The following is a 20598-nucleotide window of genomic DNA, read 5'->3' on the forward strand; positions in this document are numbered from 1 at the left end:
TCAGGAGATAAGGCCCATGATGAATCGGGCAATATTGCCCGCGCCTATTGGCACGAGTGCCAGGTACATCGTCAGCATGCCGGCAACGCGCCAGCGCATAGCCAGCACCGCCCGCAGCTCATGCTTGGCAACGTAGCCGCGTCTGAATCCCCAGGCCACGATCGGGCGCCAACTGACAATCACCCAGCAGCACAGGGCGGTCTGAGTAAGCGTCCCGAGTTGCGCGCCCTTGCGAAACCACGCTGAGACAGCGACGACCTGTGAGGGCTCCAGCTTGAGCAGCCAGGTCAATAAGGTGCCGCCAATCAAAACGATCAAGGCACCGTAGATGAGCCAGGGCAGCCAACGACGAAGCCGCCCCTTACGCTTTGGAACCGACTCAGACGCTTCCACGACTTTTTCGGCGTCGGTCATCTTGTGCTCACACGTCCGTCGACCAACGGCGCAGGATCTGCACGCGTGCCGCCTTGCACATCCATCGACGCGGCCCCGGCTTGTTGCTGGTTGCCCATGATCGACAAGGCAGTCTCGCCGGTCATTTCTTTCCGTATGCGGAACTCAAACATCATGTCGTTGATGTACTGAGTCAGGCGGTCAATCTTCGTCTGCACCTCGGATCTAACGGGAGCAGCGCCCGTGGCCTCGGGCAGGCTCATACCGGAGATCAGCGCGTTACGCGCGATCAGTGCCTTGTCGATGGTCTTGTAGACCGCAACCTCCTGGGCCAGGCGGTTAATGGCCACGGACCGCACATCGGTCGGCAGCTTGCGCACGGCGTCCATCAATTGCGGGCTCACGGCCATGCCGGGAGCGCTGACCTTGGCCAAGTCGGCATGGCTGCTTGAAGTGCTGAAGCCCATATTGCGCATCGTGGGCAGTACCTCATCCAGCTCGCGCTCGAATTTCGGGGCCAGGCCGGTCGCCGTCGAGGTGATGGTGGGGCTCGGGCAATCGGAGCCTTGGGTGCACATATAGATTTTCTGGTCGCCAAGAACTTCGGCGCTCCAGCGAGCCAGGTCGTCCGGGGTCTTGAAGGCCTGGACCAGGCGCGTCGATGCCAGCGAGGAGCTGCCGTAGTTCGCCGTCGACAGGGAGTTGGCTGCCTTGTTGATGGTGACGTTGTAGCCGGCGACGGCCAGGTCGCGGATTGGCTGGATAGGTGGGGTCCCAGCCCCACCGGCACGGCTGCCAAATACCCATGGCAATCCGGCACGCTGGCCCGCCTCGTTCTTGTTGATATCGAGCTTGGCATTAACCACGCTGCCGCCCGTATTGGCCTTGACTTTCCAGGCATCACCCTTGGCCAGGGCTATGTACTCCTCGTAAGGGTCCTGGCCATTCTTAATCATCGCCTCCATGTCCTCACAGGTCTTCAGCGATGCAGAGACTAGCAGATCCGCCTTCTGGCTGAAGTTTTGGAAGAGCTGATAGAGGCCTGGCTGCGCGCGCTGGAGGAAATACAGCGGCAGGGCCGAGATACCGGCTTGCACGGCCCCGGTGATCGTCGCACCCAGGTTCTGGATGCTATTCATGAGATCCGACCACGAGAGCCCGATGTCAAACTTCCCGCAGGAATAGTTCGCGCGAACGCCGGCACCCAACTGCATCGATAAGGCGCTGCGATGGGGGGCAGCGCTGATCGGCGAGCCCCCGCCCATCCGATAGTAGAGACCCGACGAGGTAATCGTCTGGGCGGCTGCAGGTGTCACGACCGACGGAGCCAGCACGCAGGCCAAGGTCACGGCCGCGCAGATCCGCTTGAAGCGCAGAGAAGAGGAGTGTGCGATTGTCATAGTGAAATTGGAGTGGGAGGTCAGGGCACGGAGTAGAGATACACGCCACGACGCCGGCAGCAGGTGTACTTTTGCCAAAGGTTCCAGGCGTAGCCGTCATCGGAGCTGGTGGCTCCATCCCCGAACGAAGTCAGCGACAGCGAGTCGTTCTGGCCGAATTGCTGGCACCCGGACCAAGCCTGCGGATACAACATCTGCCATTTACGCTTCTCGCCATAGTTGAAGTAGCGATAGCCCCCGGAGGGCTGGACGCGCGAGTAGATGTGAGGCTGAGCTTCCTTGTAGATGATCGAGGCGACACGCTCAGCTAGCACTGCAGAAGCCTTCACGGGATGCGACTGGATGATTTCTCCGGTACGTGGGTACAGGTTGCCCCAGGTCTGCGTATAGCCCGAGCCGATCTCGCCCAGGCCGGGTACCCAGGCCTGCGGATAGATCATTTCCACCGGCACGATGCCGCGCCAGAAAGGCGCATCGAGCTCGCTTTGGAAGTGCAGGTTGAAATAGCTGGCTCCGCCAGGACAGAAGAGGGCACCTCCGGTGCTGCCCGAGAGAATTTCGGAGAGCTGCTGCAGACCGGCGATGCCTACCTGGATCTGCTGCACTGTCTCGGCGATCTCCATCACCTGCTTCACGCCCTCAATGGTCTTGAGGATCGTTCCAAGGCTGGCCAGCAATGATTCCGAGCTCAACAGGCCCTTGGCGTCAGATGCCACGGTCTCCGCGATGCTGGCAGGCACTTGGGTCCACTGGCGCCCAATGTTCGGCAGCTCCTTCGAGGGGAACTTGGCCAACTCGCTAACCGTGGGAAATGCAATGGACTTCGGCATCGTGAACATTCCCCCCGACGCGAGCATGCTGGCAAACATGCCGGCAGGATTGCCTATGGCATCCGCCCCTTTGAAGTTCGCCATTGCCGAGTTGCTGTCCAGGCCGCCGGCGGACGAGTCCAGCAGCCGTCCTGTCAGTGCAGATCCAGCCGTTGTCAACGTGGTGGCCACGACCGTGCCGATGTCGGTCCAAGGGTGGCGCAGCGGTTCGTTGTAGGTGCTGACCACCACATCTGGCACATAGTGGGAGATCTTGATCGAGGTCCGAATCCAGCATCCGGTCCAGCCGCAGCTCAAGAAGAAGCACACGCCCTCGACGGAGTACGACACACAAGACAAGGCTGCCTTGGCCGTATTCGCGATGATGGCCGGGGTGGTGGTTCCTGCCATGGTGGTGGCCGGTGTGAGCACGGCGCACATCGAGGCCGTACTGACGGCCGCGACGAGACGGCGCAGGCTGAGATTTAGGGAAGCTCGTTTTTTCATCGGGAAGGCCTCTGCTGAGCCGCGGCGAACAGTTCGATGGCGCGGTCCACATCCGCAACTCCATAAATGACCTTGGCGCGATTGATGACGATGGCCGGGAGCCGGTCCAATCGGTACTGGACGGCCAGCGTCATGCCGGAGGCCGCATTGGTGATCTGGTCCTTGTAGCGGCGGCGGATCTCGCCCTCGTGCTGACGCATGTAGGCCATGGCGTCGGCCTCGTTCTTGGGCAGCCCAGCATTGAGCTGCTGCTCAAGCTGAGCCATAGCGTCCACCCGATAGACCTTGAGCACGTAGCCAGGCTGGCGAAACGGCGGCCGCACCACCGTGGCCGAATTGGCGAAGACTTCCACGGTCGTCACCGAAGGGCCGATGGAGCCTTGGGCCAGGACGCCATGAGAGCAAAGGCCCAGCACCAGGGCAGTGAGGGATGACCGCATCATGCGCGCGCCTCCTGCAGGCGTGCCGCCACGCGGTAGGCTGCTTGAACCTCGGTGCATCCATGCTCGTCCATGAGACGGCGGCGCTCAGCCTTCTCGTGGCCTTCCGTCATTGCCAGCGCAATTGGCAGTGCCGGCGGCACGTTTCGGAACAGCCACTGATTGTTCGCGCTGATGAGCACACCTTCGGTGTACTTCGCCGGCTCCTTGACGGCAGACTCCATCATGTGGCGTTGCTCTGGTGTGAGCGATCGAAAGCGCGCGATCTCCTCGATCTCGTTCTTGTCCATGGTCAGCAACATCCAGAACTCGCACATGGACAGCACGCGGGACATGCTGCCGGGGAAGTCCTTCAAGTTCTGCGTGGCCAGCCAGAACCAGGCATTGAGCTTTCGCCACATCTTGGTGCCCTTGGCCACCTTCGGGCCAAGCAGCTCGTTAGTAGTAATCAAGTGCCCTTCATCAGTCAGCATGATGAGGGGGCGATCCTCATGCTGAGCGGCCTCTGCGCGCGACTGCACCGAGTCCAGCAGGCTGGTGTAGGCCACAGCGAGCGCATCCTCATAGCCGTCTTTGGTCAGTGTGCCCATTTCCACGAGGGTCACATCGGCATCGGGCCAGTCCTGGCCCAAGCGGTTGAAGAGCTTGCCGCGCAGGCCTGTCGTGAAGCTCATCATCGAATGGCCCATCTCTTCGGCGCGCGAGCGGCGGTGCTCCGACAGAGATGCGTCCTTGACCATGGCCGTCAGCTCCAGGGCAACGTCTTGTGTCAGAGGATGGCGCTTCCCCTCCGTAGACACGCGCACTGCAGCTCGAATAATGGCCCTGGTGACCAGATAGCGGTCGGCGCGCGTCATGCGTTTGAGCTCCGCGTCTTCACCACCCGTAATCATCATGATGGCCGAGATGAGCATCTCGCCCAGGTAGTCGCGCTTTTCTTCGTCCGAGTCGTCGTCGGCGTCAGCCGGCTCCATCACTTCATTGACCGACTCCATCAGTCGCTCGGCACCGACGAGCTCAGCATCCTCTTCGGAGGGAATGCCCGCTCCAGCGCCGAAGTATTCCTCCGCTGCCTTGAAGGACTCCATGATCTCCTTGTCCTGCAGCAGCTCGCTGGCGTATACGAATGGAGGCAGTGACACATCGGTATCACCGCTCAGATTGACGCGATGCACGCTCAAGCCTTTGGTGGCCATGTCCTTGACCATCAGATCGAAGGACTTGCCTGCATCCGCGATCACCAGGCGTGGGCGGTGGATGGCCATGACCAGCATGGACAGGTAATTCAACGTCGCCGACTTGCCCGCTCCTGTGGGGCCGAACACCACCATATGGGCATTCTTCTTGCGGTCGATTTTGTTGAGCGGGTCGATCCACAAGGGCTCGCCGCCCCGATTCCAGAACCAAAAGCCGGGGTTGGCCGTGCCACGTGAGCGCCCATAGACCGGCAAAATGGCGGCGATCAGGCTCGCAAACGTCAGGCGCGACCGTCGCATGCTGCGCAGATCGAACGTGGGATCAAATGCGAATGGCAATGCACGCAGGAACGCGTCATGCGGCACCAGGTCCTCTCGGGATTCGATGAAACGCATTCCGGTCGGCGTCAGCTGGGCATTGACCTCGGAAACAGCCGCATCCAGATCTGCATGGGTTTTGCCGCTCAGGTACAGCCCCATGAACATCGGATACAGCTTGTCCCCGGTGGCCATGTGCTGGAGCACTTGCTCCGACTCTCTATGGGTCTCCTGCGCCACGGCGTTTTGAGCACGGGAAGCCCTTTTGATGTCCTCGACGTGGCGCTCGACCTGGTACTGCGCAGCAATCGTCACCGTCACGGACAGCATCGAGCCAGGCGGCAGCCGGTCAAACCGCGCATAGGCTTCGTTCCCAATCCTGCTTTCTGCGGAGAAGTGCCCGATGCTAGGGTGAGCACGAAGGTTTTGCAGCGTGAGGAACTTCACCGGCTGGCCATCGAACTCGAAGCAGCCTTGTTCCTGGTTGCACGAGGGCTCCGACAGGTTCAGCGACTCGGAAAAATCCCAGTCATAGATACCCTCTGGAGCCTCATCACCCGGATAGGGCGCGCCGCGGAACAGCTCGGCGCCCGTGCTGGCCCAGGGCACATTACGGTTGAAGAATGGAAGCATCCACTCGTAGAAGTCCTTGCCGTTGGCACGCCGCGCCGTTACGCCGGCTTCGTTCAGCGTGGCAAGCAAGGTGGTGGCCACAGCCTCCATCTGCTGCTCGGCCAAGCGGCGCTCATTGACCAAGTCATCAAACTGGCGATAGATACAGCAGCGAACACGGCGCTGCTGGCCGCGCCACGTCTGGCCCGTCACCAAGGTGTCGGTAAACAGCCCTTGCTCTCGGGAAACCTGCGACAGGTGACTGCGGAACTCTTTCAGCACGGACTGCGTGTATTCCGATTCGATGATGGCCTGCGCGCGCTTGGCGTCCTTGTGCTGGGACAGGATGTAGTCGTGAAGGTATTGGTTCAGCCCGTCGATGTTTCGGTCATCGCTCAGGAAGAACTGGACCACCCAAGGCGAAGAGTCGACCTCGGGAATCGCCTGGATGGCCTCTTGAATCTTGCGGCAGTGCTCCTGCAGGTACTCCAGTGGTTGTGCCTCCGTAGCCACAGCTCCCAGCTCGAACAGCGCGCCCAAGGTCTTGCCGTCGCGCATCACAAAGTTGCGGTCTTTGGGTGAAAACTTTACCCAAGGCAGCAGCTCAGTGAAGGAGGGCGGACGGGCGGCCATCTGCTTGCGGTCGGCGGCCGTCATGAGCCGGCGCTTGTGCTTGCCTCTGGTGCCACCAGACAGGCCCAGCATTTCCAGCAATCCGCTCATTGGCCAGCCTCCCGAGCAGTGCGGCTGCGTGAGAATGCGGCGCGGCCTTGTTGCAGCTCTTCGGCCACCTCACCGGGCATGGCGTACTCCGTTGACTCATACATTGGGAAAACCGTGACATAGCCAGGCACGGGGTAACGACCCTTGGCCAGGTGGGGGTAGACCACCATGACCAGATCCGGGTTGGGTACGCGTGCAAAGCGCTGTTGCATAGGCTCCAGGGCTGACCAGTAGCGCTGCGTCATTTCGTCGCCACGCGCGATCGGGCGCGCACTCGACGCACGCTCCAGGCGGTCCCGCGCCGTCTCACGAGAGGAAGCTGCCGACTCCGGGGGCTGAAACTTGCCCCGATACACATCCACCAGGGTCGGACTGCCAGCCGTAGCTTCCTTCAGCGGAGACTCGCGCGACCCAATAGCCGTGCAACCAGCCAGTAGCGCGGGAAGCACGATGGCAAGAAGAAGGGAATTATTCGAGGCCATAGCGGGCTCCAGACAGGACATTGGGGGACTGCGTGCGGTGCACGATCTTTCTTGGGTTGGCGGGCTTGTCGATTTCGATCTGGCGGTCCAGATGCACGACCAGTTGCTGGCCAGCGGGCGTGACCACCGCGTCAAACGAGCTCTTGAGGCGCTCAGTCAGCCAGCGCACCAGCTCATCGGTGGCTCCAGAACCCATGCGGCCCAGTGCAAAACTACCGGCGTTTCCGGTGATCGAGGATGTGGTGCCATTGCTGCTGGCCATGGTGCTGGTCTGGGCCTGCGCCAAGGCCTCGGCGGCCACGCCCAAGCCCTTGGCACCAATGATGTCGGTCAGGTAAGCCGGCGCATTGGTCACGAACTTGCCTTGAATACAGGGGTTGCCGTACAGATCACTGATGAATCCAAGGTCTGTGGAACCATTGGTAGCCATGGCTGTGACGCCGGCACCTGCCTGGGTCTGCGGCGCACGACGCGCCGAAACCGTATGGATCGCACCATCGTTGAACACGAAAGTCATGCTGCGGATCTTTCCCTCGGTGCACGAAAGCGCCATATCGCCTACGGCCACGCCGGTAACGATCATCCCGGCGAGGTCTTCGGGCAAATCCCAGCCGTTGGCGGCCAAGTTGTCGCGCCCGACCATGGCTTTGAATTGCATGGGGTCCGTCACACGGCCATTGACCGGCACACGGCCGATCAAACTGGTCATCGCGGTGACGCCCGCCAGCGTGGAGTTCTCCGGCAGCGTGAAATAAGCCACGGGTTGCGGCTTCGTGGCCGCCTGAGAGGCCTGAGCAGCTTGTGCGGCCTGGGCCGCGCTGACAGCACTGGGCATGGATTGCGTGCCGTCCGGGGCTACCCGCACGTAGCGCGTAACCATCTTCCCTTGAAGCTGAGTTGTCTCGGTCGTGTAGCCCATGGGCGGAACCACCTTATAGGCAGTGCTGCCACCGGACAAGCCTAGATCCTGGGAGCCACCAACGGGACGATGACCTCCGCCGGCGCCATTCGAGCCAAGCCCCGTAACAGAGTCGATGGCGTCGCCAATGGGCTTAAAGACATCGACTGGGGCTGGATCTGTGTCATTGCTGGTACCACCGACAGCACCAGCAGAAGAAGTGCCTGCAGGTGTACCTTTCTCCAAGCGCTCCAGGCGCTTGCTGAAATCCTGGTTAGCACGGAGCACGTCCTGAATATCTGCTCGCAGATCCTTGTTGGCCGCGACCACTGTGGCCAGCGTCTCGCTGGGCGTGTCCTCATCGGCGCCTGCCGTTTTGGGCAGCGGGGCCGCTGCCATTGGCGCAGCGGTCGGCACATTGTTCTGGCGCATGACCATGACCGAGCCGACGATGACGAAGGCCACGATGACAAGAACAGGGGTGAGTTTGTTGCTTTTCACTGCCATGGGTGCCTCACAGACAAGACTCGAAAGTGCGATCGCACACCAGGTACACCGCCGTGGTGTCGGTGTCTGTACCAGCAGCACCGATCCGGCCATGCTGGGCAGTGGCCGAGAGCCAGCGCCCGCGCAAGCTCTCCAAGGGCAGCTCCAGGGCAAAGCGCGAGCGGTTGGTGACGCGCACCGCAGTCACATACAGGTTTCCCGACTTCCACTGGCCTACGGGCGCAGCGTCCACGGCAGCGCCACGGAACAGTGTCGGCACGGGCTCGGTTCCTACGCCAACCTGGCTCACACCTGGCGTGCCACCAGCCAAGCGTCGAGGTGCGTAGAGCTGGCGGGCAGCATGTCGAGTGAGCTGCACCATGTCCGCAGCAACGCTCTCTTGCTGTTGAGACTGGCCACCAGACAATGCAGCTCCACCAATGGGGTTCGGCACGGTCGCGGGCTCGATCACAGAAACCTGCAGCTCGCCTTTAGCGGACTGCGTGGACACGACCTTGCCCTTGGAGTCTTTGGCGTCTGGAGCGGCTACCGCAATCAGATCCATCGGAATCTGCTGGCCGCTATCAACAAGCTCGGCAATGATTCGGATCGCCGTGAATGGCACAAGCGCAGTCACATAGATCGTGCCGGCGATCGTCTCGATACGCGCCACGCTATCCATGTCACTGGGCATGCGCAGCAACGCATCGGCTGGCAGGGTCACAAGGCGCTCCTGGCCGACCGTCAGATTCACCCGGACTGGCTCACGCGCAAACACAGCACGCTCGGCGGGGCCAGAAGTCAAAGGAGCCGGGCCAACGCGGCGAAGAGACGCTTCGGCAGCTGCGCGCCTGGCGGAACCTACGGCTGTATTCGCCAGCGGTGCGGGCACGCTAACGCCTGCCACCATGCGCCCGCCAGCTGGGGCGCGTCCTGCATTGGCTCCTGCAGCTGGTGTTGCAGCTGCTGCACCCGTTTGGCCCAGGTCAATAGGCTCATTGAACTCGGGCGTCTCGGTACTGCCCGCCAGCGATTCGACCTGCTGAGCAGCGACGCTGCCATGCAGAAGCTGCAGGGCGACCAGGAGGCAGATCGAAAGAGAACGACGTTGGATCATGTGGATCAATCGACAGAGGTGTCACGAGGCAGGCTCGAAGGGGCAATAGTTCCGGGCAGACGCGGTGCTTTCAGGTCCGCTTGAACCGGCGCGCCAGGCTTGAGCTCCGCAGGATTGAGGCGTGCGGGCTGGCTACTGCCGAAGCAATCCAAGCCCAGACGCCAAGGGTTGCGCTCACGGTCCACATCGAAGCGCACCACGCGCAGCGGGTACCGAATGAATACGTCCTTGACCGGCTGCCCTGCGAAGGTCTCCTGAACCTGCATGTCCAGCAGCACCGTCCAAGCATCCGAGCCTTCACGGATCACACGGTTTTCGCTGTACGGGAATCCGGGGATCTCGCTGATCTGGCGAGTACGGCGGCGCAACTCGCCTTTGGCATGACGCTGCTGCATATCGGTTTGCAGTTGCGCCTGGCAACGAGGCGTCAAATAGAACTGCATTGCATAAATCTGCTTGCCATAGTCTTGAGAGCCATCGCTTTGCCAGCGATTAATCTGCTGCCAGATGTAGTACGCAAAACCGTAGGCATTTGTAGACGGCACTGGAGACTGCCCATCAATAACCCGTATCGTGTCACCCGCCTTAATATCTGGCGCGACATGCAAGTCGATATTCTTTGGAACGCGCGAAGCGAACCACATGCCAGCCACTGCCAGCCCTACTATGCCAAATATGATTTTGGTAAGCTTTGCGCTATGGCTGCGCTCGGACGCAAGTGCGTCCAGATAATCACCACTGCTCATTATTTGGTTTCCGATGATTTGGCTTCAGCCCTGATCGAATTCAAGCGATAGCTGCAACCCAATTGCATCCGGCCGTCATGGACCAGAAATTTTGGCTTGGCCAAGTTGTGCGACACGAGAAAAAAATGCATCCAATGAAGGTAGTAGCCTTCAGGGCGGTTTCTCTTTACTTCTTGCAGGTACAGTGATGAATACCACAGCGCTGTGAAAGGCACGATAATGCATATAACTGGAACAGTGATCCAAAGTCCAGAGATATATGCAACCACGCCTCCGACAAACAGGCTGGCAGCGAAAGACACGGCCCCAATGTACCCGGCTTCGCTTGCTGCCATGCCGTTGATAATAGGTGGCTCAGAGTTCACGCGATCGGTCAGCGGAGCCGAAGCAATGGCCATGCCTTGAGGACGGGTGTCTTTCGCTGTCATGTCAGGCCAGTGTCTGAGTAGCGTAATTGACCATCAACACCACGAGGCTGAGAATAATGACGCTAACAATTACGTGCTCTTTTAGATCGCCAAGCTGAATAGTGCCTTTGGTGTAGTCGCGATAGCGTTGCAGCGAAGCAATTACCACATATAAAAATGCGGCAACCGCAAGGACCAACCCCAGGATGGTAAATCCGAGTTTCAGATAAGCGCCTATGATCCCAAGAATATCGCCTTCTTGTGTGGTGCCGCCGCCGATACTTCCACCTGCAGGAGGTTGAATTGTTGGCAGAGCGCTAAAAGCAGGGCAGGTTGCAAGCAGCACAACCGGAGCCAATGCGATAGATGCGATGCCAGAGTTAATTTTTTTCAAGTGTTTCTTCATGATTTCTCCAGTCGATTAATTGATTTCTATAGGATGATTGATCCAAGCACTCCGGTCACTAATAAAACGGTAATAGCGACACCAATACATGCCCTCATGGCCTCCGATGTATCCAGCTCTCCATCCCCAAAGGCCTTCAATATCAGTGTCCCGAGCCATGCACCGACAGAAAACACCATCGCAAACACCAAGACAAAAATCAGGTACTTCAAGTTTTGAGGATTGAAGCCGGCGCCTTGTACGAATGCCGTCGCCATTTCTGAACGCATGGTTTGTTTTTGTTTTGGTTATTGCCGATAGTCACCACGCAATGGGGCGACTGGGCGAGGCTGGCGAGGTGCATCCACGTGGTTCGTTACGCCGAGGCGCAGCAGCTCCAGGTCGCGCTGCAGCCAGTCGTAGCGGAACTTCACGCGCTGGCCGGTCGGCGCGGCTTTCTCCGCATCAGCAACCATCAACTGCACCTGCTCGATCTCGCCAGCGATGCGCGCCAAGCGCTCGCGCTCCAGCTCGTCGTCGGCAACATCTGCCCAGGCCATCGCCGTGGTGGAGAGCACTCCAATCACCAAGAGGGAAAAGAACGAATGTCGTGAGCGTTTCATCAATATCTCCTTCAAAATCAATGTCATGCGTATTTCTTGAACGCACCTACCGTTGTCGATAGGGTGAATGCCACAAGCACGGTGAACACCAGAACCATGTAGGCTGGGTTGAAGCCGCCGAACGGCCAGGACAGGTACAAGCCAAAGCCGCCTGTAAGCGCCCATCCCACATAGCGCTTGGCGTGGTGGTAGACGAACGAGGATTCGCGGCCGCCTTGCCAACGGCGCCGGTCCCTGCGCACCAACCCGTCGATCACCCCCATCAGGCAGGCAAGGGCAAATGCTGGGAGTGCAAAAACTGCAGTGCAGAGGCGCAGCAGAACGTCCTGCAGGACAAACATGCTGATGACCACCCATTCGCTGAGCATGTAGATGAACGACGCACCAGCCTTGGCCAAACCCTTGAGTTGAGGCTGCGCGCTTTGACCCAGAAAGCTAGGCAGTGCCGCATCTGAACCAGCCTGCTGGGCGGCCAAGTTGCGCTGATACCAGCGCAGCGCACCAAGGCGCTCGTAGGGCATACGTACCCACTTCACGATGCGCAGCGAAAAGTCCACGGTGTCTGGCACTAGCAGACTGCGTGGAGCGGCTGCGATATAGCGCAGATCCTGCTGCACCATCTCCTGGGCATGGCGGATGCCCTGGCCACGCCAGAAGAAATAGCCACCGCCGATTTCAATCACCAGGCCGATGAGCCACGAGGACACTGTCACACTGAATAGTCCAAAGCCAACCAACACGGCCACGCTAACAGGGCCGTGTGTGCTTGGCTTTCTGGCGGGCGAGTTCGGAGCCGTCATGAGTGCGGTCCCATCACGTTGCCGGCCACGGCGGACGAAGTTGCGCCTGCCATGGCGTAGCCAGGCATATCGTCATCAAAGGCAGAAGCGAGATCCGTATCGATCAGCCCACCTGCACCAGCGCCCAAGGGCTGTGTACTGAGCCAGTCGGTTTCTGCGGCCCACGTCTCACTCGTGCGATAGCGGCGCTTCATGTCCTCAGCAACCGCCTTGAGCGAAGCTGGTATGAACGGGTCGTCCTTGGTATCAGCCAGAGGAATACGAATCTTGTGGCAGCGATTGCCTTCCAGCAGCGCAAACGCTTGACCCTGTGGCAACGAGAGGACGTCAGAAGGCTCGATCAGCGGCGCCTTCGACTTGTTCGCTATGTCGTTGTTCTGGCTGGTGAAATCGACGCCATTGCCCTGGGCAGCCGTGTCCGACACGCCCGATACTGGCGTGAGCACTGTCACGTTGACCTGTGGCACCTGGTCCGTCAGCAGGCTCGCTGTCGCCTTGCTGCGCACCCGTAGCATGCAAAGGTGGTTGAAGTTGTCGAGGATCTGGCCAGCCTTGGCCTTGTCACCAACCTTCGCCTCGATGTCAAACATCGACTGGGTGTATGCAGTGATGCGAAAGCCAGATCCGCCCAGTTTGTTGACCATGGGCACGAACTCGGGACCTGCAATCTCATTGACCTCATCGAAATGGCAACACACAGTCGGCAGCTGCAGCTTCCCGTCGCCGTGTGGGTCGAGGCCTGTCTTGTAGAGCTTGCCGCCGGTCGAAACGAGATCGGACAGCATGGAATTACCCACGGCAGACGAAACCACGGAGTCAGACAAGGCATCGAGGCCGGCATACACGATGCCGCCCTGGCGGAACACTGTCATCCAGTCGAAGATCGGCCGCTTGTCGTTCGGGTCAAAGTAGTCAGGGCTGATGAGCTTGCCCACCGCGCCGGAGGTGAGCTTTTCGAGGAATGGCCCCAGGCTGGCAATGATCTTTTCGTAGAACGAACGCTCGTAGCTGAATGCGGCCGCCAGGCCGACCAGTACCTTGTCGTCCAGTCGTGCTTCCTTGATGAGCAGATACATCGCCACCTGATCGGGCGAACGATCCTGCAGGCTCCTTGGAACCGGAGCCTTCTTTGCCACGATAGCGCGCTCCAGCTCCACTAGGCGGTCCTGATAGCTGCCGAAGCGCTGGGGATGGTCAATCGCGAGCTTGCGAAACGTCATGCCCGCGTAGTCCATGAACAGCGGGTCAATGCCAGTCACGTCCTTGAGCAGCGTCTCGTAGGTCGGAATGCGACCGAGTGCCACCTGGGCCTGAGCCACGATGTTGGTGAACCGCCAGCTGAACTCCTTGAAGGCAGCCGAGTTGCCCGAGGAGGGCAGCGCATTCGTGGCACGGCCAGCGACTTCGGTAATACGCGCGAAATTGCCAATGCCGTTGTAGCGTGCAGAAATCTCCGGGTAGCCCAGATGGAACATATAGAACTGATCCAGGCGACCAGCGCGTCGTGCCTCAGCATGCATGCGAAGCATCAACTCCGCGTCGCCCTTGGGGTCGATGACGATCACCACATGACCGGCATGAATGTCCTGAGAGCACAGAAGCTCCAAGAGGCGCGTCTTGCCCACGCGAGTCGTGCCCATCACCAGCAAGTGGCCAGAGCGCGAGCCTTGGCGCAACACCACCGGCCTTTCGTTCTGCACTCCCACGCCATGAAGCACAGGGTTGCCGCCCAGGTCCACGCCCGTGGCGAAGGGGTTGGCGGTACCGCCGACATCAAGCGCACGCTCCAGTACCCTGGCCAGCAGGCTGTCGGTCTTGGCCTGCGCCCACTTGCGCATCTTTTCGCCGGTCGCTGCGAGCTTGAGCTCTGTTGGCGAGGCCTTCACGAAGCGCTGAACATCTGTCTCACGCGCGTCCAGCAAGCGCTGGGTGTGCAACTGCGTCCACTCAAAGCCTTCGCCCAGGTAGAGATGCTCCTTGAGATTGACAGGAAGCTTGTGAGGGGCCAAGCGCGTCATCTTGGTGAACTTCAGCCCGCGTTGATAGCTATAGACCTGGAACGCCTGGCGCGCACGCACGCAACCGAAGCCGGCAGCGATTGCGCCCGAGACGGCGCCCAGCGAGTGGGGCATCATCAGCGCCCATGGCGCGGCTGCAGCTACGCCAGCAATCCCAAAAGCTGTGGCTGCGCTCAATGCTTCGACTGGCGGCCTCAGCACGCCTTCCATGGTCCCGTCACTCACTGCATGCCCTCCAGCTGGAACATGCCGTGATGGCTTGGAACATTTTGGGACTGCGCAGCCGCAAAAGGCGTTCCAAGCTGAACCAGCCTAAAGCGCAACAGCCGGGCATTGGCACATGCTTTCATCGCGCCTTCCAATCCGATATGCACCAGGCCGAGTTCGCTCATGGAGCCACTCCAAACGTGCGCTGAGGCAGAATCTGGTAGGCGCGGCCATTGCTGTGCACCAGCACGGGAAAAACTGGCGCACCCTTGGCGATCAATGTTTCTGCAAGGAATGCCCCTGTATCAGGAGCCAATTGCAAGGGGTTGGCCACTTGCTGCACCAGCTTGAATGCGGCTGGCGTTGCTGCCTGGACCACAATGCCGACAGCATTGAGCTGTATCAGCTTCTTGTGATTGAAGGCTACCCAGCGCAAAGACGCGTCGTCCGCGCCGATCACGAACATGGGCTGAGTCAGCCATTGGCCATTGAAGACCTGCACGCCGTCTTGCTTGAGCACACCTCCGCGCAATTGGCTGCGAAATGGGAAACGCAGCCCGTCGAGCACATTCGCCTCATCTGTGCCGCCCACGATCTGGGCCACATAGGGCGCCAACGGCACCGACTTGCCGCTGTCGTGGATCATCTCGAGCTCCACGCCGGCCAGGGCCTGCGCGCTGCAAGCGAATCCAAGGGCGAGGATGGCGAACCTGCAGTGCATATCAGCGTTTTCCGCGGTTGGCAGGAGCTGGCGATGCGCGCTCGATGATCTGTGTGCGTGGCACGTTCAGCATGTCGGCTGCACCTACAGACGACTGCACGCGCGGCAGGCCGTCATAGTTCACCATCGGCTCATTGGGATACAGGCGGGCCATGGCCGCCTGCATTTCGCGGTCCCACAATATGCTTCGCTCCACATCTTGGTGGAAGATCCGCGCCATGCGCTCGGCATACTGACGGCGCTCTGCATCGTTGCGAGCATGAATGCCCAGCACCTCAAGGGGCGAGAGCTCCTTGACCGAGAAATTGGCACGAGGTCCTAGCGACAGCACCTTGGCTCGCTGCATCTCATCGGCAGTCAGACCCCACATCTGTTGCACAGCACGCGCTGTCTCGTCCAGTTGCGAGCGCCCCTGTTGAGTCGTGCTGGGCAGCGAGCTCGCTTCTGCAGTGCGGCCAGTGCGCAGCTGCGCAAGGGCGCCCGTGCTCAGCTGCAATGCGACCACGGTGGCAATAAAGGCAGTTTTTTTCATGAATCAGCCTCCATTGCTCACTGAAAGGGTCAGGCCTTGGCTGCCTGGAGCCACGAATGTGGCTGTGCGAGACACAGGATCTGCCGACTTGAGCGACAGACCATTGACCACATCACCTGGGCGCAAGACACGCACGCGGCGATCACCGGGCACGCCCGACGCGACCACGACCGAAGGCTCGCCGTTCCACATATCGACGGACACAAGCTGGGCACCTGCAGGAGCTGCAGCTGGCTTCACGGCAACGACCTTTGATGCTTGGCGGGGAGTCGCCGGCTTCGCCTTCACCATTACGCGCTTGGGCGCTGGGCGCGGCGACGGCTGCTCGACGGGGGCGGCCTGTGCGGCTGCCGGAGCCGCTGCAGGCGCTACCGCAGGAGCGGGAGCCGGTGCCGCAGAGGTCTTGCCAGCAAGCGCGTTGGCCTGCTGCATCGCCGCCATCTGCTGGGACATCAGCAACATCATGTCTTCCATGCGCTTCATGCGATCAAGCACCTGGGGGTCGACGCCGACTGGTGTTGCAGTCGCCACTGCCGTGGGGGCCACGGCCATAGTCGGCGCTGGTGCGGCAGTAATAGGGGCACTACCAGCCGGTGCTGCTGCAGCGGCCTCATTTCGCTGGAGGGCCACGTTGGCCACGGCTTGAGGCACAGCGCCCGCGTCCCCCATGCTGGCAACGCCTGCATCAGCTGCAGACTGCCGCATAACCGCCTCTGGATCGAATTCTGGCTGCATGCCCACGGGGATTGGGTCCGCGTCGCCAGCTGGTGCTCCGCCGATAGGTGCCGCATCAACCAAGGGCGCAAGGGACAGCGGGGAAGTGTCAGCTAGGCGCGGATCGAACTCGGAAGCATCGAAAGCAGGCTGCGGTGTCACTAGGCCGGCCTCTGGAAGCGATGAGCCAAGCAGATCCAGTGCTGGTAGACGTTTCTGCCCATATTGAAGGTACCCCACTGCCAGTATCCCCACGACACCCGCAATGCCGACTGTGCGCAGCACCCATGGGTTCGTCGGCTTGCGTCGAGAGGGGATATCGCTGGACTCAACACTCACAGGCACCTCGGCCTTGCGTGGCTTTGCTGCAGCCGGTGCGCGACCAAACGCGCGGGCGAGGAATCCTGGCCGTTTTTCAGCCTCTACAGGCGCAGCAGCTGCCGCCGCAGTTGCGGTGGCAGCATTGAGTGGAGCGGCAGCCTCAAGCTCGTTCAACCAAGAATGATCGACAGCTGAATCATCGACGCCTGTGACCTCAGGGGCCACAGGAACCGCCGGTGTCACCGCTGGCGGCAATTCGGCCACATTGGGAGGCGGCGGCGGTGGCACGCTTGGCTCAGTCACTTGTACGTCTGCATCGACAGTGCTTTGTTCCGACATGCTCACTCCTTGGCGGACGCCTTCGGATGAGGCGTAGTGCTAGGGCTGACGATGGGCTCCAGGCGGCGAGGCTTGGGTGCGTTGGCCAGGGTGAACCACACCCGGCGAGTGATGTGGTCGGTATGCCAGCGCCATGCTGTGCCCACCAGCACATTCAGAACGTCTTGAACAGAAAAGGGGCCCAGCGTGCGCTGAGCCTCCGGCAGCGGCAGACCGAGAAAACGCCGCGCATCGGAAGTCAGTGACTGGGAATCCACCAGGGCATAGCCCGTGCGAAGCAGCGTGTACTCGATGGCTTCGCCAACGGTCGTCACCTGTTCGCGCGGGAATGTGAGCTGAGCCACGAGGGCGAGCGGCTCATTCAGGTTCAACTGAGGCTGAGCTTCAGCGGTGGTGTAGCGGCCCAACTGCAGACGCTTGTTTCCGTCGACAAGTTGAGGGGTGGCCTGGGCTGAGCAGGCCATGGCCAGCAAAGCCATGCTGGCAAAGAATCTGGGCATGCGGGTCATGGACCGTAGGAACTCCAAAAAAGAGCCTGGGCCACAACCATGAAGAGGGTGTGCGTGAGGATCTGTGGCCCAGGAAAGATGACGCACTGCGTCAGTCACCGGGCCGAATCTTCTAAGACCTACACTCTATTCACCAGCGTAAACCGTGCGTTACATACCTAACGGTTTACGCTTGACAAATATGAAAATAAATGGCTGTTAACTTAAGGGCGCTAAGGGTGGCGAGCGGCAGGGGCCGATCGGTTACAGGAAAAACGGCATTACAGGCTACTGGACCTACCCAAAGGGCGCGCATGCTCCTCAAAATCGGAGCATGCGCAAAGGATTTACTGGTACTGGAAAAGGGCTGTACGGGCAACTAGCCGGAGATCCCGCCCATGGGAGGGCCGGATCTCCAGAAACCGCAAAGGGCCTTAGCACACCAATCGTCTACGGCCGTAATTTTTGACGCCAAGCTGGCAGTCCATTGTCGAGCTTAGTTGAGCAAGGGAAGGCGCGGAAAGGTTCCTGTGGCTCCTCCAATCGGCTAAATGTGTCGACCGTTTCGTCTGATAGCCAGGAGTGGTTCTCCGATTGACGTGGGACAAAGTAGTGAAGGTGAACAATAATTGTTTGCGACTCTAGCTGAAAACTACATAGTGAAGCAGAGTTCCGTTGTCGCCTAAGATCAGAGGCATCGCTATCGAGTTCAACATCCATAGCTATATGGATAACCCCCCGCCCGTGACCTTCTATTTGCCGATCTGCCTGAGCCAACTTACTCATTACATATTTGGCTTTTCTTTCTATCGACGCCTGTGCAATACACTTCCAAGTAACAACTGAACCGTACTTTATGCGATCGATATATCGTGGATCTTTAGGGCTCGGTGATGCCTCGGCGGAAAGGTGATAGTGGTTATCGGACACTGCACGCCCCGAAAGCAACCGCGCCAGCTTCATCCCGAAATACAAATAGCTATTCCTAATGTCATGGCGAACCGCATCCACGTTTGCTGGGCGAATAATTCCTCTACCGTACTCATCCTTCCATGGATAACCATTGGGGAGAATGATCTGATTTTCTAAAGCACGATTCATACGTTGGAGTAGGTAATCGACGGGCACGTCAGATAACACCTTCTCGTAGGTGACGTCAATGTCAACGGACAGACCTAACTTATTCAACAGTACATCAAGTCGACTGAAGATCTCAACGTGGCGGCGCTGCTCCTCTATTTCGTAGGACCCACGCTGTAACCGTTTGAGTTCAACGAATACCTCTACACTGGACTCACCACCTGACAGCTTTAGGTCTGGTGTCTTCCCAGAGCCTTCCTCGATAAAGGTTACGTCATACCCAGCAGCAGCGTAATTGCTTGCCATTACCAATTCGAATATTGCGGTATCCGGGAGCACTTCCTTATTTCGGAGCATTCGAAGCGCCCTGCCTACTGCACCATCAACCCGCTTTAGAGCTTCTATATTCATTCCGAGTTGCTTCAGCCAGGGAGCAACATGCGACACGAGCGCGAAGTCGTACGTGCGTCGATCGTCGAGCAGTGATTTTCCTTGGGCCAGGTAAGCGGCAACGATATCTGGTCCAAGATCTGACCACGATGGGTCCTTTCCTAGGAAGCTCGCCTCAGCCGTAATCGCACGGTATCGAGCTTGAGCAGCACGCAATCGATCGAAGAATGCTGCTGCATCTCCTGATGAAGAGGCAAGCCAATTAAGCGCTGCACCAACGTGGGCATCGCTTTCGACTCCCTCTGATCCTTGACTGTCGAGCCAGCTTATCGACGGGATCTGAGATAGTGAATTCATGTGCATACCCACATATTTGGTTTGGTAAGTGGCACAAAGAGCACTTTCTCACTATTCACTCCGATGCTGTGCATTGAAGCTTCTGCGTCACTTGAATTTTCGTGGAAGCTTACTTGCCACTGCACATCTTTGGCATCGATATGGCGGCAGAGCTCTTCGAGGTAAGGTAAATCCACGTTCGATAACGAATGGCCCATGATGTAAATCTTCTTGAGACCCTGAAGACTCTGGAAGAACGGCTGATTTTCCTCGATCACGCTTGCCGTAGGTTTGAACGTTTCAGTGAAGTAGTTATCGACGATTTCGTTGCCATTCATGACACGGGTATCCATTGATTCTGGGTCAGCGCCGAAATTCAATGAGTCCACGAGGCCTCGCTTCCACCCATGCCCAAGCACCAACCGATCGTTTATCCTTCCCGCAGCACCATGTATGTGGAAAACGTTCGACTCCGCAATGCCATACACACGCTGGAGTGTATCTGTATAGTTAAACGTGAGATAACGCGCGTCTTTCCGAATTGGCAAGAGCTTGGTGGCAACCTCGGTAGGAGTAGGAATAGCAATTTGGCGCACCCATTCAGCAAACCTTTGACGGAGTGTCGAAGATATTGCTTTAACGACTCGTGTTAATTCAAACTCATAGTCGTGATGGCCAGAGTCGCTCCAATCCTCGTCCCCGTAGCCGGCCAAGAATGTCGAGGCGTCGTCTAAAAGCGAATCAGTATCGAGATTAGCCAACTGTGCTTCGAATTCGCCCCAGAACTGCTCGTCAACAGAAAAATATCGCTCTAGCTCATCATAGGTCGCACCGTCAACAGCCTTCAGGTAGGCTCCGAAAGCATAGTACGAGGAGCGAATCCCATGGTGCAAATCGAACCCATTACCCACGATGTAAAGAATCTGCTCGCCTAAGGTGTCTTTTGACACATTGCTTCCGAAGTACTGTGTGTTGTCCTTATTAGTCATCCATCCCCCACATTTATTATTTGCTTGTCGAGAAGCCTATAGTCTCGCTCAAATTAGGTCCTCGCTGCCGGCGCCGACGCCCGATATGCCGTAAACAAGACTCTGCGATCCCGCTCTTCGA

At 59.1% G+C, this 20598-nt stretch carries 22 protein-coding genes; all 22 read right to left on the reverse strand.

Translation table 11 applies throughout. The features are described 5' to 3' along the window. The 22 genes from CSE6_RS21770 to CSE6_RS21870 all read right to left on the reverse strand — a co-directional run bounded on the left by CSE6_RS21770 (position 1) and on the right by CSE6_RS21870 (position 20477). Entirely contained in the window at positions 1 to 414 is a 414-nt protein-coding gene (locus CSE6_RS21770; protein ID WP_059441469.1) for a hypothetical protein, read from the reverse strand. Next, on the reverse strand, positions 411 to 1793 hold the full coding sequence (locus CSE6_RS21775) for an integrating conjugative element protein (RefSeq protein ID WP_019042342.1): 1383 nt from the start codon (positions 1791 to 1793) through the stop codon (positions 411 to 413). Before CSE6_RS21775 ends, CSE6_RS21770 begins: the two co-directional genes overlap by 4 nt. Before the next feature lie 20 nt (positions 1794 to 1813). Beyond that, the gene (locus CSE6_RS21780) at positions 1814 to 3043 is read right to left on the reverse strand and encodes a TraU family protein (protein WP_059441470.1); all 1230 of its coding nucleotides are present in this window, start codon (positions 3041 to 3043) and stop codon (positions 1814 to 1816) included. 62 nt (positions 3044 to 3105) lie between these two features. Next, positions 3106 to 3552 (reverse strand): TIGR03757 family integrating conjugative element protein, encoded by a 447-nt coding sequence (locus tag CSE6_RS21785; RefSeq protein WP_003055187.1) that lies wholly within the window; start codon positions 3550 to 3552, stop codon positions 3106 to 3108. Beyond that, positions 3549 to 6398, reverse strand: a complete 2850-nt coding sequence (locus CSE6_RS21790; RefSeq protein WP_059441471.1) for a conjugative transfer ATPase — start codon at positions 6396 to 6398, stop codon at positions 3549 to 3551. The genes CSE6_RS21785 and CSE6_RS21790 overlap by 4 nt, the downstream gene beginning before the upstream one ends. Next, positions 6395 to 6880: a TIGR03751 family conjugal transfer lipoprotein gene (locus tag CSE6_RS21795; RefSeq protein ID WP_059441472.1), complete on the reverse strand. Its 486-nt coding sequence runs from the start codon at positions 6878 to 6880 to the stop codon at positions 6395 to 6397. Before CSE6_RS21795 ends, CSE6_RS21790 begins: the two co-directional genes overlap by 4 nt. Further along, a complete protein-coding gene (locus tag CSE6_RS21800; protein ID WP_059441473.1) occupies positions 6867 to 8285 on the reverse strand; it encodes a TIGR03752 family integrating conjugative element protein in 1419 nt (472 codons plus the stop codon). Before CSE6_RS21800 ends, CSE6_RS21795 begins: the two co-directional genes overlap by 14 nt. A gap of 7 nt (positions 8286 to 8292) precedes the next feature. After that, positions 8293 to 9381: a TIGR03749 family integrating conjugative element protein gene (locus tag CSE6_RS21805; RefSeq protein WP_059441474.1), complete on the reverse strand. Its 1089-nt coding sequence runs from the start codon at positions 9379 to 9381 to the stop codon at positions 8293 to 8295. Positions 9382 to 9386: 5 nt separating this feature from the next. Further along, positions 9387 to 10127 (reverse strand): PFL_4703 family integrating conjugative element protein, encoded by a 741-nt coding sequence (locus tag CSE6_RS21810; protein ID WP_003055196.1) that lies wholly within the window; start codon positions 10125 to 10127, stop codon positions 9387 to 9389. After that, positions 10127 to 10555: a TIGR03750 family conjugal transfer protein gene (locus tag CSE6_RS21815; RefSeq protein ID WP_238585764.1), complete on the reverse strand. Its 429-nt coding sequence runs from the start codon at positions 10553 to 10555 to the stop codon at positions 10127 to 10129. The genes CSE6_RS21810 and CSE6_RS21815 overlap by 1 nt, the downstream gene beginning before the upstream one ends. Position 10556: 1 nt before the next feature. Further along, positions 10557 to 10940 (reverse strand): DUF2976 domain-containing protein, encoded by a 384-nt coding sequence (locus CSE6_RS21820; RefSeq protein WP_003055198.1) that lies wholly within the window; start codon positions 10938 to 10940, stop codon positions 10557 to 10559. Between the two features lie 26 nt (positions 10941 to 10966). Further along, on the reverse strand, positions 10967 to 11209 hold the full coding sequence (locus tag CSE6_RS21825; protein ID WP_059441475.1) for a DUF3262 family protein: 243 nt from the start codon (positions 11207 to 11209) through the stop codon (positions 10967 to 10969). An 18-nt stretch (positions 11210 to 11227) separates the two neighbouring features. Then, complete coding sequence (locus CSE6_RS21830) at positions 11228 to 11542, reverse strand: RAQPRD family integrative conjugative element protein (protein WP_059441476.1); 315 nt, start codon at positions 11540 to 11542, stop codon at positions 11228 to 11230. A 23-nt stretch (positions 11543 to 11565) separates the two neighbouring features. Continuing rightward, on the reverse strand, positions 11566 to 12342 hold the full coding sequence (locus CSE6_RS21835; RefSeq protein WP_059441477.1) for a TIGR03747 family integrating conjugative element membrane protein: 777 nt from the start codon (positions 12340 to 12342) through the stop codon (positions 11566 to 11568). Further along, complete coding sequence (gene traD, locus CSE6_RS21840; protein WP_059441478.1) at positions 12339 to 14570, reverse strand: type IV conjugative transfer system coupling protein TraD; 2232 nt, start codon at positions 14568 to 14570, stop codon at positions 12339 to 12341. The genes CSE6_RS21835 and traD overlap by 4 nt, the downstream gene beginning before the upstream one ends. Before the next feature lie 11 nt (positions 14571 to 14581). Continuing rightward, positions 14582 to 14752: a hypothetical protein gene (locus tag CSE6_RS26230; RefSeq protein WP_193751158.1), complete on the reverse strand. Its 171-nt coding sequence runs from the start codon at positions 14750 to 14752 to the stop codon at positions 14582 to 14584. Continuing rightward, the gene (locus CSE6_RS21845; RefSeq protein WP_059441479.1) at positions 14749 to 15288 is read right to left on the reverse strand and encodes a PFL_4695 family integrating conjugative element protein; all 540 of its coding nucleotides are present in this window, start codon (positions 15286 to 15288) and stop codon (positions 14749 to 14751) included. Before CSE6_RS21845 ends, CSE6_RS26230 begins: the two co-directional genes overlap by 4 nt. A 1-nt stretch (position 15289) precedes the next feature. Beyond that, positions 15290 to 15820 carry a hypothetical protein gene (locus CSE6_RS21850; protein ID WP_019042358.1) on the reverse strand — a complete coding sequence of 177 codons (531 nt, stop codon included), beginning with the start codon at positions 15818 to 15820 and terminating at the stop codon, positions 15290 to 15292. A 3-nt stretch (positions 15821 to 15823) separates the two neighbouring features. Next, positions 15824 to 17194: a hypothetical protein gene (locus tag CSE6_RS21855; RefSeq protein ID WP_238585766.1), complete on the reverse strand. Its 1371-nt coding sequence runs from the start codon at positions 17192 to 17194 to the stop codon at positions 15824 to 15826. A 2-nt stretch (positions 17195 to 17196) separates the two neighbouring features. Then, positions 17197 to 17703, reverse strand: coding sequence for a hypothetical protein (locus CSE6_RS21860; protein WP_059441480.1), 507 nt, complete (start codon positions 17701 to 17703; stop codon positions 17197 to 17199). Between the two features lie 429 nt (positions 17704 to 18132). Continuing rightward, complete coding sequence (locus CSE6_RS21865) at positions 18133 to 19509, reverse strand: hypothetical protein (protein WP_152668621.1); 1377 nt, start codon at positions 19507 to 19509, stop codon at positions 18133 to 18135. Beyond that, positions 19506 to 20477, reverse strand: coding sequence for a bacteriophage abortive infection AbiH family protein (locus CSE6_RS21870; protein WP_083994788.1), 972 nt, complete (start codon positions 20475 to 20477; stop codon positions 19506 to 19508). The genes CSE6_RS21865 and CSE6_RS21870 overlap by 4 nt, the downstream gene beginning before the upstream one ends. Between the last annotated feature and the right edge of the window lie 121 nt (positions 20478 to 20598).

The organism is Comamonas sp. E6 (assembly GCF_001010305.1).
GTDB lineage: Bacteria > Pseudomonadota > Gammaproteobacteria > Burkholderiales > Burkholderiaceae_C > Comamonas > Comamonas thiooxydans.

Coding starts and splice junctions, on each gene's coding strand:
- CSE6_RS21770 (WP_059441469.1), bottom strand. CDS start 414: ATGACCGACGCCGAAAAAGTCGTGGAAGCGTCTGAGTCGGTTCCAAAG.
- CSE6_RS21775 (WP_019042342.1), bottom strand. CDS start 1,793: ATGACAATCGCACACTCCTCTTCTCTGCGCTTCAAGCGGATCTGCGCG.
- CSE6_RS21780 (WP_059441470.1), bottom strand. CDS start 3,043: ATGTGCGCCGTGCTCACACCGGCCACCACCATGGCAGGAACCACCACC.
- CSE6_RS21785 (WP_003055187.1), bottom strand. CDS start 3,552: ATGATGCGGTCATCCCTCACTGCCCTGGTGCTGGGCCTTTGCTCTCAT.
- CSE6_RS21790 (WP_059441471.1), bottom strand. CDS start 6,398: ATGAGCGGATTGCTGGAAATGCTGGGCCTGTCTGGTGGCACCAGAGGC.
- CSE6_RS21795 (WP_059441472.1), bottom strand. CDS start 6,880: ATGGCCTCGAATAATTCCCTTCTTCTTGCCATCGTGCTTCCCGCGCTA.
- CSE6_RS21800 (WP_059441473.1), bottom strand. CDS start 8,285: ATGGCAGTGAAAAGCAACAAACTCACCCCTGTTCTTGTCATCGTGGCC.
- CSE6_RS21805 (WP_059441474.1), bottom strand. CDS start 9,381: ATGATCCAACGTCGTTCTCTTTCGATCTGCCTCCTGGTCGCCCTGCAG.
- CSE6_RS21810 (WP_003055196.1), bottom strand. CDS start 10,127: ATGAGCAGTGGTGATTATCTGGACGCACTTGCGTCCGAGCGCAGCCAT.
- CSE6_RS21815 (WP_238585764.1), bottom strand. CDS start 10,555: ATGACAGCGAAAGACACCCGTCCTCAAGGCATGGCCATTGCTTCGGCT.
- CSE6_RS21820 (WP_003055198.1), bottom strand. CDS start 10,940: ATGAAGAAACACTTGAAAAAAATTAACTCTGGCATCGCATCTATCGCA.
- CSE6_RS21825 (WP_059441475.1), bottom strand. CDS start 11,209: ATGCGTTCAGAAATGGCGACGGCATTCGTACAAGGCGCCGGCTTCAAT.
- CSE6_RS21830 (WP_059441476.1), bottom strand. CDS start 11,542: ATGAAACGCTCACGACATTCGTTCTTTTCCCTCTTGGTGATTGGAGTG.
- CSE6_RS21835 (WP_059441477.1), bottom strand. CDS start 12,342: ATGACGGCTCCGAACTCGCCCGCCAGAAAGCCAAGCACACACGGCCCT.
- traD (WP_059441478.1), bottom strand. CDS start 14,570: ATGGAAGGCGTGCTGAGGCCGCCAGTCGAAGCATTGAGCGCAGCCACA.
- CSE6_RS26230 (WP_193751158.1), bottom strand. CDS start 14,752: ATGAGCGAACTCGGCCTGGTGCATATCGGATTGGAAGGCGCGATGAAA.
- CSE6_RS21845 (WP_059441479.1), bottom strand. CDS start 15,288: ATGCACTGCAGGTTCGCCATCCTCGCCCTTGGATTCGCTTGCAGCGCG.
- CSE6_RS21850 (WP_019042358.1), bottom strand. CDS start 15,820: ATGAAAAAAACTGCCTTTATTGCCACCGTGGTCGCATTGCAGCTGAGC.
- CSE6_RS21855 (WP_238585766.1), bottom strand. CDS start 17,194: ATGTCGGAACAAAGCACTGTCGATGCAGACGTACAAGTGACTGAGCCA.
- CSE6_RS21860 (WP_059441480.1), bottom strand. CDS start 17,703: ATGACCCGCATGCCCAGATTCTTTGCCAGCATGGCTTTGCTGGCCATG.
- CSE6_RS21865 (WP_152668621.1), bottom strand. CDS start 19,509: ATGAATTCACTATCTCAGATCCCGTCGATAAGCTGGCTCGACAGTCAA.
- CSE6_RS21870 (WP_083994788.1), bottom strand. CDS start 20,477: ATGACTAATAAGGACAACACACAGTACTTCGGAAGCAATGTGTCAAAA.